Origin of the sequence: Enterobacter cloacae complex sp. SYL001, assembly GCF_049237025.1 — a bacterium.
GTDB classification, from domain to species: domain Bacteria; phylum Pseudomonadota; class Gammaproteobacteria; order Enterobacterales; family Enterobacteriaceae; genus Enterobacter; species Enterobacter intestinihominis.
The window spans coordinates 89,405-103,979 of record NZ_JBMKJI010000009.1 but is presented as its reverse complement, the minus strand read 5'-3'; the positions used below and the strand labels follow the sequence as shown (position 1 = coordinate 103,979).

The window sequence follows — 14,575 nt, the reverse complement described above, 5'->3', positions numbered from 1 at the left end:
AAAACAATGCTAATAATCTCGCGGGTTTGCAACAAGATAATAACAGAGGAGGAATACGTAACATTTTGAAAAATAAGTGAATAAAAAAGCCCCGCATCGGCGAGGCTTATGTCTGAGATCGAAGCGCTGAGCGCTTCAGTCAGCAGTGATTCGATCAGATAGCAGTTACGTTAACCGCAGCTGGGCCTTTCTGGCCGTCCTGAATTTCGAACTCAACGTTCTGGCCTTCAGCCAGAGTTTTGAAGCCGTTACCCTGGATTGCAGAGAAGTGTACGAACACGTCTTTGCTGCCGTCAGCAGGAGTAATGAAACCAAAACCTTTAGACTCGTTGAACCACTTAACTTGACCTTTAATCTTTGCCATTTGCAAAATTCCTTAGAGTGTTTTCTTAGCCCGCAGGCTTTAACATAGATAAAACTGAGACATTACTGCTTGAGGCACTAATATAAGGTTCGGCAGAGAAGCGGTATTCAACGACAACGTGTTTACTCAGGACTTCTTTACTGAAAATGCCACACATAAACAGAACTGTACCTCGTTTGACCCAAAACGTGTTATCACACACAACGTTTAATATGGCAAGCCATTTTTAAACGTGTCTCGATCCGCCGCACAAATTCAGGCGTTACTCCATAACAATCTGCACAGTTATGCGAATTGTCAAATGAAGCGCCACCTGACCTCACCGCCCACAGGGTGCGCTGACGCGCCCTGTAATCAAAGACTTTTTAAACATAGCTCAATCATTTCAAAGCGTCCATCCCAATCCCTGAATTTCTTTAAAGGAATGACTGAGTTAGAACATTTTGTGAAAAGTTATGCTGAAAACATCGCAATGCACCAGAGTGTGACAGTGAATAAACGATGTTAAATACATTTTGCTAACTGTATTAAAATCCACCATTTAATAAGCGTTATTCTGCACCAAAATAATGAAATTTTTATGACTCTGCCTCAAAACAAGGCAAGCAAAACGTTTCGATAAAAATAAAACACTTCAGGAAAGTTAAAGCTCACAATTTATTCAACGAAACGGTATGACTTGTATAAGGATAAATATTCGCCAGTTTTCAGTATACTGAAACAGTAGTTAACTGCTGCTTAATTATATGTTGGGATGTTATGGGTTACATTTGATAAGGGAGGAGATTTACGCCGTACGTCAGGCCACCTCCCCGTTCCGGGCAGACTATCGTTCGGCCACCAGGCGAATGAACTCTTCCTCGTCTTGTTTTTGAGCATCAGCTTCCTTCGGCACCGCTTTCTCCTCCGGCTCGTTGGCTTCGCACAGACGACGCAGCAACGCAGTCTGCCGTTTCTGCTGATCGAGCAATGCTTCCAGCAGCTCAATCTGCTCGTTTGTGCGGGAGCTGGCGCGATTAACGAAGAACCACAGCACCAGTCCAACGACCAGCACCACTAAAGACATTACCAGGGATGCAATGCTCAGCAGCCCCGAATTCATTAACTCACCCATTTCACCACCTCAGTAAAAACAGTCATTTTACCACTGCAGCCACGTAAGGACATCGCTCAGTGCAAAAATAGCCACTACCAGGGGATAAACTTATTGATTGAACAAATGCCGCTAAAGAACTGTACATCCTGATCGCACATCACATTGATAGTCTGCGTCCACAGCACCACGCATGCTATCAGCACTATAATCAGAATTACCCAGCGTATTTTTTTCACTCCACACTCCGTCTTATGACCTGATGTAGCCAGGTTATCACGGCTATCTTAAACAGGGGCTAACTGTACCTTCAACAGACGCTTTTCGGAATCGTGCACTTGTTTCACTGCGTAAACCCGTTACGCTTACTCCATGACAACAAAGAAAAAAGAGGCATCGATGCGTTTACTCGTTCGTACGATAATTGTACTGGCACTTGTGTGGATCGGCCTGCTGTTAAGTGGGTATGGCGTATTAATGGGAAGCAAAGAGAATGCCGCGGGTTTGGGTATTCAGTGTAAATATCTCACCGCCCAGGGGGTAAGCACGGCTCAGTACATCCATTCCGACAGCGGGATCATCGGGTTAACCAACTGTCCTGTGCTGCGTAAATCATCTGTTGTGGTGGATAACGGCTAATCAGAGCTAAATTTCGCTTACAAAAACGCCGCAAGAGTGCGGCGTTTTTATTGGAGGCATTGATCAGAACGGGTATTCGTTATAGCCCATCTGCTCTGAAATTTTGCGCGCTGCGGTATGCAGAATTGCCACATACTCATGAAGTCGCTCTTCGGAGAAACGCAGCGTTGGGAAAGAGATGCTCAGTCCCGCAATGACAACGCCGAAGCGGTCAAACACCGGCACACCGATGCAGCGCAACCCTTCTTCCTGCTCTTCGTTATCTTCCCCATAACCCTGCTCACGCACTTTATCCAGCACGCTCAGTAGTTCATCCGTACTGGTAATCGTGCGATCGGTGCTGCGTTTGTATTCCACACCGTCAAGGATTTGCTTAACCTCTTCACGATCGCGCCAGGCCAGCAGGACTTTACCAATTGCGGTACTGTACAGCGGGTTACGACGACCGATGCGTGAATACATGCGCAGGTTGTACATGGAGTCAATTTTGTGGATGTAAACGATGCTGTCTTCATCCAGTGCGCCGAGGTGAATTGTCTCTTTCGTCAACCGCGAAAGTTCACGCATCTGAATGTCAGCGCTGCGGATCAGATCCACGTTCTGCAAGGCGCGGGCGCCCAATTCAAACAGTTTCAGGGTCAGAGAATATTTTTCTGATTCTCCTTCCTGCGCGACATAACCCAATGATTTCATCGTCTGCAAAAAGCGATAAACGGTGCTTTTCGACATCATCACACGCTGCGACAACTCTGTAATACCAATTTCACGCTCTTCTCCGAGCGCCTGCAAGATGCCAAACACCTTCAGCACGGAAGAAACAGAATCTGGCTGCTTATCCAAATCTGCGATTGCCATTTATCACCTCATGGAGAGTGTTTTATAAAAATCAGAACCGGTTTTTATTATAAATTCGTGTGATGCGCGCTGCAATCTATCTGGGTTTACTTCGTTACAAATCTGCGACATAAAACCGAAATAACGATGCTAAAATAGTTACTCTGAAAATAATTTCACACTGAGTCATTCTTTTCCCATGCAAAAAAACGTTTCTGATGGCCTGCCCTTACCACAGCGGTACGGGGCAATTGCCACTATTGTCATCGGCATTTCGATGGCTGTCCTTGACGGTGCGATTGCCAATGTGGCTCTTCCTACCATTGCCAAAGACCTTAATGCTTCTCCGGCAAGCTCCATCTGGATTGTGAACGCGTACCAGATAGCGATTGTGATTTCCCTTTTGTCACTCTCTTTCCTGGGCGATATGTTTGGTTATCGCCGGGTTTATCAGTGCGGGCTGGTGGTCTTTACTCTCACCTCGCTCTTCTGTGCCCTTTCCGATTCACTGCACACCCTTACGCTTGCGCGTATCGCACAGGGTTTTGGCGGTGCGGCGCTAATGAGCGTGAACACGGCCCTGATACGGCTTATCTATCCTCATCGCCATCTGGGGCGCGGCATGGGCATTAACTCCTTTATTGTGGCCGTGTCGTCCGCCGCCGGGCCGACGATTGCCGCCGCCATTCTGTCCGTTGCCTCGTGGCAGTGGCTGTTTGCCATTAACGTGCCGCTGGGCATTGTGGCGATCTTCTTCGCCCTGCGCTATCTTCCGGAAAATGGTCCGAAAAACACCATGCCACGTTTTGACCTGCCCAGCGCTGTGATGAACGCGCTGACCTTTGGCCTGCTGATTACTGCGCTGAGCGGATTTGCGCAGGGACAGTCTTTGTCGCTCATTGCCGCAGAAATCGTTGCCCTGCTTATCATCGGCTTTTTCTTTGTACGACGCCAGCTGGCGCTGCCCGTGCCGTTACTGCCGGTCGATTTGCTGCGTATTCCGCTGTTTTCGCTATCAATTTGTACCTCCATTTGCTCGTTCTGCGCCCAGATGCTGGCGCTGGTTGCGCTGCCATTCTTTTTGCAGAGCGTGCTTGGCCGTTCGGAAGTGGAAACAGGCTTGTTGCTCACACCCTGGCCTTTGGCAACCATGGTGATGGCCCCGCTGGCCGGGTACCTTATTGAGCGCGTTCATGCCGGACTGCTGGGGGCTATCGGGCTGATCGTCATGGCAGCAGGACTGTTTGCGCTGTCGCTCCTGCCCTCCTCGCCGGGGGATCTGGATATTATCTGGCGCATGATCCTGTGCGGGGCAGGTTTTGGTTTGTTCCAGTCACCTAACAACCACACAATTATCACCTCTGCCCCACGTCATCGCAGCGGTGGTGCCAGCGGGATGCTGGGTACGGCAAGACTGTTAGGGCAAAGCACCGGGGCCGCAATGGTGGCGTTGATGTTTAACCTTGCCGGGCAAAATGCGACACACGTTGCGCTGATTACCGCAGGGACACTGGCGACCCTCGCGGCTATCATTAGCGGCCTTCGTGTGACCCAGCCAAAGGCGCAGGCATAAAAAAACCGGGCGGAGATTGTCTCCTGCCCGGTTTTTTTCATCCGGCGGGTATTACTTCAGGTATTCGCCGCTTCGCAGCGCTTCAATACGTTTATCCAGCGGCGGGTGTGACATAAACAGCTCGCTCAGCGACTTTGATTTACCATTGATGCAGAAGGCCATCATGCTGTTTGCTTCCTGCGGCTCGTAGCTGGTTTTCAGACGTTGCAGCGCAGCAATCATCTTCTCACGACCCACCAGTTTCGCAGAACCGGCATCCGCGTGGAACTCACGATGACGGGAGAACCACATGGTAATGATGCTTGCCAGGATACCGAACACCAGCTCCAGCATCATTGAAACAGCAAAATAGATCAGCGGATTACCGTTGCTCTCTTCACCCTCATCACGGTTGCCACCCATAAATCCGGCAGCAATCTGCGCCAGAATACGGGAAATAAAGATAACGAAGGTGTTCACCACGCCCTGGATCAAGGTCATGGTGACCATATCGCCGTTAGCGATGTGGCTGATCTCGTGAGCAATAACCGCTTCCGCTTCGTCACGGCTCATGTTTTGCAGCAGACCGGTACTGACGGCCACCAGGGACGCGTCACGACGCGCACCGGTAGCAAACGCGTTGATATCCGGCGCGTGGTAGATCGCCACCTGCGGCATGGCTATGCCCGCCTGCTTTGACTGCTGAGCAACCGTGCTCATCAACCACTGTTCCATATCGTTACGCGGCTGCTCAATAACTTCACCGCCCACGGATTTCAGTGCCATCCACTTCGACATCAGCAGTGAAATGAAAGAGCCACCGAAACCAAACAGCAGCGCCATAATCAACAGACCCTGAACGCTGCTCGACTGAATTCCCGTCAGGCTTAGCACCAGCCCGAATACCACCATCACCGCCAGGTTGGTGAGCAGGAAGAGCGCGATTCGCATCATAATATTCTTTTAACCTCAGTTTAACAAAACGCACTATGCGATTACCCACATCGTATGGGTATTGCGGCTATTTTCAAGCATCCAGACGGCGTAAGTCACCAGAAAGACACAACTTTACACAATTGGAAATCTGCCTGACGGAAGGATGAGGAACAAAAAGAAACAGGCACAATTTCTTGTGCCTGTTGGGGGATTATTTTGTCGGAGCAGGTTGTACGGCAGGTTTCTCTTTTTCCAGCTTCGCGAGATCAAGCGCGATATGCACCGTCTCGTCCAGATACGGATCGGGCTCCTGGTAATCCTTAGGCAGATCGTCCAGTTTTTTGAGCAGAGGCTTGCCTTCACGTTTGAAGCGATCGTTGATACGCGCCAGACGTGTCGCGTCATCTTCATTGTTCTCTTTCTCACGCTGGGCGTAGTTCAGAGAGACAATGTTCCGTTTCGCTTTCAGAGCGTTGAAACGCGCGATGTCCTTCATGATGTACTGGAATTCCGGATCCTTCCCGATGCGGTCGTTGTGATTTTTCAGCAGTTCCGGACCGAACTGTTTCATATCACCCGATTTCACGAATGTCGCGGCATCAATGCTATCCCACGGCAGCGCGTTATCTTCAAACTTCTCGCCCGTTTCCGTCTCTTCGGTACCTGTCGGCATCATGATGTCCGGCGTCACGCCTTTGCGCTGCGTACTGCCGCCGTTAACACGGTAAAACTTCTGAATGGTGTACTGTACTGAGCCCAGCGCCGGCCATTCAGGGCGCAGCATCTGGTCGTAAATACGGTTCAGAGAGCGGTACTGCTGAACGGTGCCCTTGCCAAACGTCGGTTCGCCGACGATTAACGCCCGGCCGTAATCCTGCATGGCAGCAGCGAAGATTTCCGATGCAGAGGCGCTGAAGCGATCGACCAGCACCACCAGCGGCCCCTTATAGTAGACCACGCCATCGGTATCGGCATCTTCACGCACTTTACCGTTGTTATCGCGCACCTGAACCACCGGGCCAGACGGGATAAACAGCCCGGAGAGCGAGACGGCCTCGGTCAATGCCCCGCCGCCGTTGCTGCGCAGGTCGATGATCACACTGCTGACATTCTGCTTTTCAAGCTTCTGGAGCTGCACTTTTACATCATCGGTCAGGCCAACGTAGAAGCCAGGGATATCCAGAACGCCAACCTTCTCTTTACCCACGGTTTTCACCGACATTTTCACCGCGCGATCTTCCAGACGGATACGCTCACGGGTCAGAGTAACGATACGGGTTTTGGTCCCCTTTCCGGCTGGCAGGATCTCCAGGCGAACTTTGCTGCCCTTCGGCCCTTTGATCAACGCAACTACGTCATCAAGTCGCCAGCCAATCACGTCCACCATGCTCTTTCCGGTTTGACCTACACCGACAATACGGTCGCCTACGCTGATCGCTTTGCTTTTCGACGCAGGGCCACCGGCCACCATGGAGTTGATAACGGTATAGTCATCATCCATCTGAAGCACAGCACCGATACCTTCCAGAGACAGGCTCATTTCGGTATTGAACTGTTCGGTGTTACGTGGAGAGAGATAATTAGTGTGCGGATCAATTTCGTGCGCAAACGCGGTCATCGCCAGCGAGAAAACATCTTCACTGTTGGTCTGCGCCAGACGACGAATTGCGAATTTGTAGCGACGGTTTAACGTCTCACGGATCTCTTTCTCGTCTTTGCCTGTGAGCTTGAGGCTCAGTTCGTCATATTTGACTTTTCCGTCCCAGAGCGCATTCAGTTCAGCCTCATCTTTCGGCCATGGCGCTTTGCTGCGGTCCAGATTAAAGGTGTCGTTGCCGGTGAAGTCCATCGGACGTTCCAGCACTTTCAGCGCGTATTGATAACGCTCAAAACGGCGCTTTTGCGATAAGTTGTACAGATCGTAGAAAAGATCCAGCTTTCCGGAGCGCAGCTCATCACCCACTTCGGATTTGCGTTTAGCGAACTGTTCGACATCGCTGGCCAGCAGTACGTTATGGCTGTAATCCAGCAAGTTCAGATAACGGTCAAAGATTTTGGCCGAAAAGGCCTGATCGAGATCGAACTGACGATAGTGCGAACGAGTAAAGCGCGACGTCACGCGCTCACTCACCGTCGCGTGCTGAGTCTCTTCCTTAAGAACCGGAATTTGATCAACACGCGTAATATCGTCCACAGCGAAAGCGTGGCCTGTTATAGCAAACAGGCCAGCCAGCGCGGTGAGCTTAAAAAAAGTGTTCATGCCAGGCTCGGCCTCCGTTTCAGAACAACAAGTGTTCTGCGCGTACAATCATTGACATACCAGAAGTCAGCTGTACACGAACGCCATCTTTGGTGATTTCCAGTACGGTGGCATCCATCGCATTGTTACCCGCTTTAACCTTCAGAGACTGACCTACGCTCAGGGCGTTGATGTCCGAAACTGGGGTGTGGCGCGGCTCTTCGCGCGGCGCACGTGGGGCTTTAGCTGCTGGTTTGTCAGCACGCGGTTTGCGATCGTTATTTTCAGTACGACGCGGTGCCGGACGCGGTTTACGCTCGCGACGAGGGGCGTCTTCCTGACCGTTTGCCGCTGCGGCTTCGCGTTTTTTGGCCTGCTGTTCAGCACGCTGTGCCTGAACGCGAGCTTTAGCTTCTTCAAGCTGCTTACGCGCATGTTCTACGTGCTGCTCGTCCAGCTCACCACACGGGTTGCCGTCAAGGTCGACACGGGTCGCACCCGGCTTGATACCGTACAGGTAACGCCAGCTCGAGGTATAAAGGCGCAAGGCAGAACGAAGCTGCGTTTTGCTGAGGTTCATCTCCCCCTCAACGCGCGCGACCAGATCCTGAAAGATACCGACTTTCAGAGGACGCGCTTCACCTTCAGCGCTGAAGCACTGCGGGAAACGCTCGGCCAGAAATGCGATAACTTCTTTACTGCTATTCAACTTAGGTTGATTTTCCATGAAATTTCCTGATTACAACGGACGTTGCCAACAAGCGCAGGCATGAACAGGCGACATTATAATGACGCTATCAGTAAATGCTACGTTATCCGTTGATTATCCTGCGACGCTCGCAAAGAATTTATGATAATCGGTCTCTGCCAGAACATTTTCCAGGTTTGCGGCCAACGCGCGCAGCCCCTGCTCATCCTCGGCAGTAAAGCGGCTGAAGACCGTGCTGTCGATATCCAGAACGCCAATAATCTGATTTTTAACCACCAGCGGCAGTACGATTTCAGAATTGCTGCTGGCATCGCAGGCAATGTGGCCGTCAAACGCATGTACATCTTCGACACGCTGAACCTGACGGGTCGCCACTGCGGTACCGCACACGCCGCGACCTACCGGGATGCGTACGCAGGCGAGTTTCCCCTGGAAAGGCCCCAGCACCAGCGTGTCGCCTTCCAGCAGATAAAAGCCCGCCCAGTTCACGTCAGAAAGGCGTTCGAACAGTAACGCACTGGTATTTGCCAGAGTGGCTAAGAAACTGGTTTCCCCTGCCATTAATGCCTTAAAATCGCGATTCAGATCCGCGTAGAATTCTGTTTTGTTCATTATTCAATCACTTAGTTATCTTACATAATTACCGCATAGCCTATTAAAATAAGCATTAAATGCGCTCATGCTCAAGATGAATCCGTTCATGAGTTATTATAACTTTCAACAATACTTATCTGTGTGCGACTGATGGCCCTAAAAACACCCCAAATTACGCCGACAAGAAAGATCGTTGTCCGTACGGTAAGCCAGGCTCTGCCTCGTGCACATTATCAGCGTTGTCCCCAGTGCGATACGCTTTTTATGTTGCCGAAGATGAAATCGCACCAAAGTGCTTTTTGCCCTTGCTGCGATGCCAAAATTCGCGATGGCCGGGACTGGTCATTGACGCGTCTGGCGGCAATGGCGGTTACCATGCTGCTGCTGATGCCGTTCGCCTGGACCGAGCCGCTGTTAAAGCTCTACCTGCTTGGCGTGCGTATTGACGCTAACGTATTGCAGGGGATCTGGCAGATGACGCGCGAGGGCGATCCGCTCACCGGCGCTATGGTGCTGTTCTGCGTCGTCGGCGCACCGCTGGTGCTGGTCGCGGCAATTGCCTACCTGTGGTTTGGCAACATTCTGGGGATGAACCTGCGCCCTGTCCTGCTCATGCTGGAAAAGCTCAAGGAGTGGGTGATGCTGGACATCTATCTGGTGGGCGTCGGCGTGGCCTCCATTAAGGTGCAGGATTATGCGTTTTTACAACCCGGCATTGGCCTTTTTGCGTTTATTTCACTGGTCCTGCTGAGTATTTTGACCCTGATTCATCTGAATGTTGAACAGCTTTGGGAGCGATTTTACCCTCAGCGTCCCGCGACCCGGCCTGATGAAAACCTGCGCGTCTGCCTGGGGTGCCATTACACCGGTTTTCCGGATAAACGCGGGAGGTGTCCTCGCTGCCACATTCCGTTAAGATTGCGGCGCAACAACAGCCTGCAAAAATGCTGGGCGGCGCTTATCGCCTCACTGATATTTTTATTCCCGGCCAATATGCTGCCGATCTCCGTAATTTATGTGAACGGCGCCCGACAGGAAGATACTATCCTTTCGGGGATTATCTCTCTGGCGCACAGTAACGTGGGGGTTGCCGCCATTGTGTTCATCGCCAGTATTCTGGTGCCCTTTACCAAAGTGGTGGTGATGTTTACGCTACTTATCAGCATTCACTTTAAATGCGAACAAGGACTACGCACCCGCATCCTGCTTCTGCGATTCGTGACCTGGATTGGTCGCTGGTCGATGTTGGATCTGTTCGTGATTTCGCTGATGATGTCGCTCATCAATCGCGATCAGTTACTTGCTTTTACCATGGGACCCGCAGCTTTTTATTTCGGCTCTGCGGTGATATTGACTATTCTTGCAGTGGAATGGCTGGACAGCCGCTTACTTTGGGACGCACATGAGTCAGGAAACGCCCGCTTCGCCGACTGAAGCGAGAATTAAAACAAAACGCCGCATTTCGCCATTCTGGTTGCTGCCTGTCATCGCGCTGATGATCGCAGGCTGGCTTATCTGGACGAGCTATGAAGATCGCGGAAGTACCATCACGATTGATTTCCAGTCTGCGGACGGCATTGTCGCCGGACGTACCCCCGTTCGCTTCCAGGGGGTGGAAGTGGGTACCGTGCAGGATATTTCCCTCGGCAAAGGGCTGAACAAAATCCAGGTCCGGGCGAGCATTAAGTCTGACATGCAGGATGCCCTGCGCGCCGAAACGCAGTTCTGGCTGGTCACGCCTAAAGCCTCCCTGGCCGGCGTTTCCGGGCTGGATGCGCTTGTGGGCGGTAACTATATCGGCATGATGCCTGGCAAAGGTGAGCCACAGGATCACTTTGTTGCGCTGGATACCCAGCCGAAATATCGGCTGAATAACGGCGATCTGATGATCCACCTCCGCGCGCCGGATTTGGGCTCGCTGAACAGTGGTTCTCTGGTCTATTTCCGCAAAATTCCGGTTGGCCGCGTTTACGACTACGCCATTAACCCGAACAAAGATGGCGTGACCATTGATGTACTGATCGATCGCCGTTTTACCAACCTGGTAAAAAAAGGCAGCCGCTTCTGGAACGTCTCCGGCGTCGATGCTGACCTGAGCTTAAGCGGTGCGAAAGTGAAGCTTGAGAGCCTGGCGGCGCTGGTGAATGGCGCTATCGCCTTCGACTCACCTGCTGACTCCAGCCCTGCCGCCGCAGAGGATACCTTTGGTCTGTACGCCGACCTGGCGCACAGCCAGCGAGGTGTCATCGTCAAGTTGACCCTGCCGGATGCCAAAGGCCTGAAAGCCGGTTCGACCCCGCTGATGTACCAGGGTTTAGAGGTCGGGCAACTGACAAAATTAACCCTCAACGCGGGCGGCTCCGTTACCGGCGAAATGACGGTGGATCCGAGCGTTGTGGACCTCCTGCGGGAAAAAACACGCATCGAGCTGCGTAATCCGAAGCTCTCCCTCAGCGACGCTAGCATCAGTTCCCTGCTGACGGGAAGCACCTTTGAGCTGATCCCCGGTGAAGGTGCGCCGAATAAAAACTTTGTCATCGCGCCGGCGGATAAAGCTCTGCTGCAAAAACCGGGCGTGTTGACGGTTAAGCTGAATGCGCCGGAAAGCTATGGTATCGAAGCCGGTCAACCGCTAATCCTGCACGGTGTGCAGGTGGGTCAGGTTCTGGAACGAAAGCTGACGGAAAAAGGGGTCTCCTTCTCCGCCGCCATCGATCCGCAGTACGGCAACCTTGTGCACGGCGACAGTAAATTTGTGGTGAACAGCCGGGTCGACGTGAAGGTGGGTCTGGACGGCGTTGAGTTCCTCGGCGCCAGCGCCAGCGAGTGGGTTAACGGCGGGATCCGCATTCTGCCGGGCAGCAAAGGCGCGCTGCGTGAGAGCTATCCACTGTTCGCCAATCTGGACAAAGCCATTGAAAACAGCCTCGGCGACCTGCCGACCACCACGCTGACCTTAAGCGCTGAAACGCTGCCGGATGTCCAGGCAGGCTCCGTCGTGCTTTATCGTAAGTTTGAGGTCGGAGAAGTGATCACCGTTCGTCCTCGTGCGGACGCGTTTGATATCGAACTGCATATCAAGCCGGAGTATCGCAAGCTGCTCACGCCAAACAGCGTGTTCTGGGCTGAAGGCGGCGCGAAAGTGCAGCTCAACGGCAACGGGCTGACCGTACAGGCGTCTCCCCTCTCCCGTGCCCTGCGCGGTGCGATCAGCTTCGATAACCTGAGCGGCGCGGGCGGCAACATGCGTAAAGGTGACAAGCGGATCCTCTTCCCGTCTGAAACCGCGGCGCGCGCCGTCGGGGGACAGATTACCCTGCACACCTTTGATGCCGGTAAACTGGCAGAAGGCATGCCTATCCGCTATCTCGGAATTGATATCGGGCAGGTTCAGAAGCTGACGCTGATCACCGCGCGCAATGAAGTTCAGGCTACCGCCGTGCTTTATCCGGAATATGTACAGACGTTCGCCCGGGCAGGCTCGCGCTTCTCGGTGGTTACGCCGCAAATTTCTGCCGCAGGGGTTGAGCATCTCGACACCATACTTCAGCCGTACATTAACGTTGAACCGGGTCGGGGCAACGCGCGTCGTGAGTTTGAGTTGCAGGAGGCGACCATCACCGATTCCCGTTATCTGGACGGTCTGAGCATTGTGGTTGAAGTACCGGAAGCCGGTTCGCTGGGCATCGGTACGCCGGTCCTGTTCCGCGGTATTGAAGTGGGGACAGTAACAAGCCTGACGCTGGGTAATCTGTCCGATCGCGTGATGGTTGGCCTGCGCATCAGCCAGCGTTATCAGCATCTGGTTCGCAACAACTCAGTGTTCTGGCTCGCTTCAGGCTACTCGCTGGACTTCGGCCTGACCGGTGGCGTGGTCAAAACGGGGACCTTTAACCAGTTCATTCGCGGCGGCATTGCCTTCGCGACGCCGCCTGGCACGCCTCTGGCGCCTAAGGCGCAGGCAGGAAAACACTTCCTGCTGCTGGAAAGTGAACCGAAAGAGTGGCGTGAATGGGGAACGGCGCTGCCGCGTTAATCTCGCAGGCTCCGGTGTCAACGCGCCGGAGCCTTTATGTTACACTGCGCGCCTGAATGTTTCCCTGTGGTGTGCCCGTGGCTCAAAACTCCGTATTTCTTCCTGAACAATTCCTCGCACAGATGCGCGAGGCGCTTCCTGCTCATCTCTCTTTCGACGATTTCGTCGCCGCCTGCCAGCGCCCTTTGCGTCGAAGTATTCGCGTCAATACGCTGAAAATCAGCGTCGGAGCGTTTCTGGATCTCGTCTCCTCCTACGGCTGGCAGCTGACGCCGGTGCCGTGGTGTGAGGAAGGGTTCTGGATCGAGCGGGATGACGAGGAGAGCCTGCCGCTCGGCAGCACCGCCGAGCACCTGAGCGGGCTGTTTTATATTCAGGAAGCCAGCTCCATGCTGCCGGTTGCCGCGCTGTTTGCCGACGGAAACCAGCCTGAGCGGGTGATGGATGTCGCGGCGGCGCCGGGCTCTAAAACCACGCAAATTGCCGCCCGGATGAACAACCGGGGCGCGATCCTCGCCAACGAATTTTCCGCCAGCCGCGTCAAAGTCCTGCACGCCAATATCAGCCGCTGCGGGATCCACAACGTCGCGTTAACACACTTCGACGGTCGCGTGTTTGGCGCTGCCTTGCCGGAAGCTTTTGATGCCATCCTGCTCGACGCGCCCTGCTCCGGCGAAGGCGTAGTGCGTAAAGATCCTGATGCGTTAAAAAACTGGTCCGTTGAAAGCAACCTGGAGATCGCCGCCACGCAGCGTGAACTGATCGACAGTGCGTTTCATGCCCTGCGCCCCGGTGGAACGCTGGTTTACTCCACCTGCACGCTGAACCGCGATGAAAACGAGGACGTCTGCCTGTGGCTCAGGCAACGCTATGCGGATGCCGTCGAGTTTCTGCCGCTGGACACCCTCTTCGATTCGGCCAGTCACGCGGCCACCCCTGAAGGCTTCCTGCACGTCTTCCCGCAGATTTACGATTGCGAGGGGTTCTTTGTCGCACGACTGCGTAAAACCCGCGCCGTCGATCCTCTGCCTGTTCCTAAGTTTAAGGTCGGCAATTTCCCGTTCGCGCCGGTCAAAGGCCGTGAGGCGGCACAGGCGCAAGCGGCTGCCAGCAAAGTGGGACTGCACTGGGATGAGAGCCTGCGCCTCTGGATGCGTGACAAAGAGCTGTGGCTGTTCCCGGTCAACATCGAACCGCTGATTGGTAAGGTGCGTTTCTCCCGCCTCGGTATTCGCCTGGCGGAGATCCACAACAAAGGCTATCGCTGGCAGCACGAAGCGGTCATTGCGCTGGCAGGAAGTGAGAACTCCTTCGCCCTAACGCATCATGAAGCGGAAGAGTGGTATCGCGGTCGTGACGTTTACCCGGAAGACGGCCCGTCACAGGATGAAGTCATCGTGACGTATCAGGGCTATCCGCTCGGGCTGGCGAAAAAAGTCGGCTCGCGGCTGAAAAACAGCTATCCGCGTGAACTGGTACGCGATGGTCGCCTGTTTACCGGTAACAGCCGCACTGACTGAAAAAACGCATTTTTTTACTGGCGATTTCGCTCTCCTTGTCTAGGATCAAAAATGGGTGA

The 14,575-nt window shown here is 53.3% G+C and carries 13 protein-coding genes and 1 pseudogene; 5 read left to right on the top strand and 9 right to left on the bottom strand.

The genetic code is table 11. The features are described from left to right. Positions 1-154: 154 nt before the first annotated feature. From cspE to mgrB, 4 genes and pseudogenes are all read right to left on the bottom strand, one after another. A complete protein-coding gene (gene cspE, locus ACOTZP_RS11360) occupies positions 155-364 on the bottom strand; it encodes a transcription antiterminator/RNA stability regulator CspE (RefSeq protein ID WP_001062678.1) in 210 nt (69 codons plus the stop codon). A gap of 12 nt (positions 365-376) precedes the next feature. Further along, positions 377-521, bottom strand: a pseudogene (locus ACOTZP_RS11355) (DUF2627 domain-containing protein). A gap of 669 nt (positions 522-1,190) precedes the next feature. Then, entirely contained in the window at positions 1,191-1,478 is a 288-nt protein-coding gene (locus ACOTZP_RS11350; protein ID WP_023300358.1) for a YebO family protein, read from the bottom strand. 74 nt (positions 1,479-1,552) lie between these two features. Further along, on the bottom strand, positions 1,553-1,696 hold the full coding sequence (gene mgrB / locus ACOTZP_RS11345) for a PhoP/PhoQ regulator MgrB (protein ID WP_003859906.1): 144 nt from the start codon (positions 1,694-1,696) through the stop codon (positions 1,553-1,555). Positions 1,697-1,856: 160 nt separating this feature from the next. On the opposite strand from mgrB, the gene ACOTZP_RS11340 reads away from it, so the two are divergent. After that, on the top strand, positions 1,857-2,096 hold the full coding sequence (locus ACOTZP_RS11340; RefSeq protein ID WP_022648454.1) for a YobH family protein: 240 nt from the start codon (positions 1,857-1,859) through the stop codon (positions 2,094-2,096). 63 nt (positions 2,097-2,159) lie between these two features. On the opposite strand, the gene kdgR is transcribed toward ACOTZP_RS11340, so the two are convergent. Then, positions 2,160-2,951 (bottom strand): DNA-binding transcriptional regulator KdgR, encoded by a 792-nt coding sequence (gene kdgR / locus ACOTZP_RS11335; RefSeq protein WP_022648455.1) that lies wholly within the window; start codon positions 2,949-2,951, stop codon positions 2,160-2,162. 178 nt (positions 2,952-3,129) lie between these two features. Between kdgR and ACOTZP_RS11330 the strand changes: the two genes are divergently transcribed. Continuing rightward, positions 3,130-4,503 (top strand): MFS transporter, encoded by a 1,374-nt coding sequence (locus ACOTZP_RS11330; RefSeq protein WP_022648456.1) that lies wholly within the window; start codon positions 3,130-3,132, stop codon positions 4,501-4,503. Positions 4,504-4,554: 51 nt separating this feature from the next. Here the strand turns inward: ACOTZP_RS11330 and htpX are convergent, their stop codons facing one another. From htpX to ACOTZP_RS11310, 4 genes are all read right to left on the bottom strand, one after another. Next, positions 4,555-5,436, bottom strand: a complete 882-nt coding sequence (htpX, locus tag ACOTZP_RS11325) for a protease HtpX (RefSeq protein WP_271075238.1) — start codon at positions 5,434-5,436, stop codon at positions 4,555-4,557. 193 nt (positions 5,437-5,629) lie between these two features. Then, positions 5,630-7,678 carry a carboxy terminal-processing peptidase gene (prc, locus tag ACOTZP_RS11320; protein WP_003859896.1) on the bottom strand — a complete coding sequence of 683 codons (2,049 nt, stop codon included), beginning with the start codon at positions 7,676-7,678 and terminating at the stop codon, positions 5,630-5,632. A 19-nt stretch (positions 7,679-7,697) separates the two neighbouring features. Further along, positions 7,698-8,384 (bottom strand): RNA chaperone ProQ, encoded by a 687-nt coding sequence (gene proQ, locus ACOTZP_RS11315; protein ID WP_003859895.1) that lies wholly within the window; start codon positions 8,382-8,384, stop codon positions 7,698-7,700. Between the two features lie 96 nt (positions 8,385-8,480). After that, positions 8,481-8,978 carry a GAF domain-containing protein gene (locus ACOTZP_RS11310; RefSeq protein WP_006811006.1) on the bottom strand — a complete coding sequence of 166 codons (498 nt, stop codon included), beginning with the start codon at positions 8,976-8,978 and terminating at the stop codon, positions 8,481-8,483. Positions 8,979-9,110: 132 nt separating this feature from the next. Between ACOTZP_RS11310 and yebS the strand changes: the two genes are divergently transcribed. The 3 genes from yebS to rsmF are packed head-to-tail and all read left to right on the top strand — an operon-like array spanning position 9,111 to position 14,516. Next, on the top strand, positions 9,111-10,394 hold the full coding sequence (yebS, locus tag ACOTZP_RS11305) for a membrane integrity lipid transport subunit YebS (protein WP_022648459.1): 1,284 nt from the start codon (positions 9,111-9,113) through the stop codon (positions 10,392-10,394). Next, positions 10,363-12,996 (top strand): PqiB family protein, encoded by a 2,634-nt coding sequence (locus tag ACOTZP_RS11300; RefSeq protein WP_022648460.1) that lies wholly within the window; start codon positions 10,363-10,365, stop codon positions 12,994-12,996. Before yebS ends, ACOTZP_RS11300 begins: the two co-directional genes overlap by 32 nt. Positions 12,997-13,052: 56 nt before the next feature. Then, on the top strand, positions 13,053-14,516 hold the full coding sequence (rsmF, locus tag ACOTZP_RS11295; protein ID WP_154849531.1) for a 16S rRNA (cytosine(1407)-C(5))-methyltransferase RsmF: 1,464 nt from the start codon (positions 13,053-13,055) through the stop codon (positions 14,514-14,516). The last annotated feature ends 59 nt before the right edge of the window (positions 14,517-14,575 follow it).

What these genes read in the sequence shown, in the direction of transcription:
- cspE (WP_001062678.1), bottom strand. Translation starts at nt 364, where the DNA reads ATGGCAAAGATTAAAGGTCAAGTTAAGTGGTTCAACGAGTCTAAAGGT.
- ACOTZP_RS11350 (WP_023300358.1), bottom strand. Translation starts at nt 1,478, where the DNA reads ATGGGTGAGTTAATGAATTCGGGGCTGCTGAGCATTGCATCCCTGGTA.
- ACOTZP_RS11340 (WP_022648454.1), top strand. Translation starts at nt 1,857, where the DNA reads ATGCGTTTACTCGTTCGTACGATAATTGTACTGGCACTTGTGTGGATC.
- kdgR (WP_022648455.1), bottom strand. Translation starts at nt 2,951, where the DNA reads ATGGCAATCGCAGATTTGGATAAGCAGCCAGATTCTGTTTCTTCCGTG.
- ACOTZP_RS11330 (WP_022648456.1), top strand. Translation starts at nt 3,130, where the DNA reads ATGCAAAAAAACGTTTCTGATGGCCTGCCCTTACCACAGCGGTACGGG.
- htpX (WP_271075238.1), bottom strand. Translation starts at nt 5,436, where the DNA reads ATGATGCGAATCGCGCTCTTCCTGCTCACCAACCTGGCGGTGATGGTG.
- prc (WP_003859896.1), bottom strand. Translation starts at nt 7,678, where the DNA reads ATGAACACTTTTTTTAAGCTCACCGCGCTGGCTGGCCTGTTTGCTATA.
- proQ (WP_003859895.1), bottom strand. Translation starts at nt 8,384, where the DNA reads ATGGAAAATCAACCTAAGTTGAATAGCAGTAAAGAAGTTATCGCATTT.
- ACOTZP_RS11310 (WP_006811006.1), bottom strand. Translation starts at nt 8,978, where the DNA reads ATGAACAAAACAGAATTCTACGCGGATCTGAATCGCGATTTTAAGGCA.
- yebS (WP_022648459.1), top strand. Translation starts at nt 9,111, where the DNA reads ATGGCCCTAAAAACACCCCAAATTACGCCGACAAGAAAGATCGTTGTC.
- ACOTZP_RS11300 (WP_022648460.1), top strand. Translation starts at nt 10,363, where the DNA reads ATGAGTCAGGAAACGCCCGCTTCGCCGACTGAAGCGAGAATTAAAACA.
- rsmF (WP_154849531.1), top strand. Translation starts at nt 13,053, where the DNA reads ATGTTTCCCTGTGGTGTGCCCGTGGCTCAAAACTCCGTATTTCTTCCT.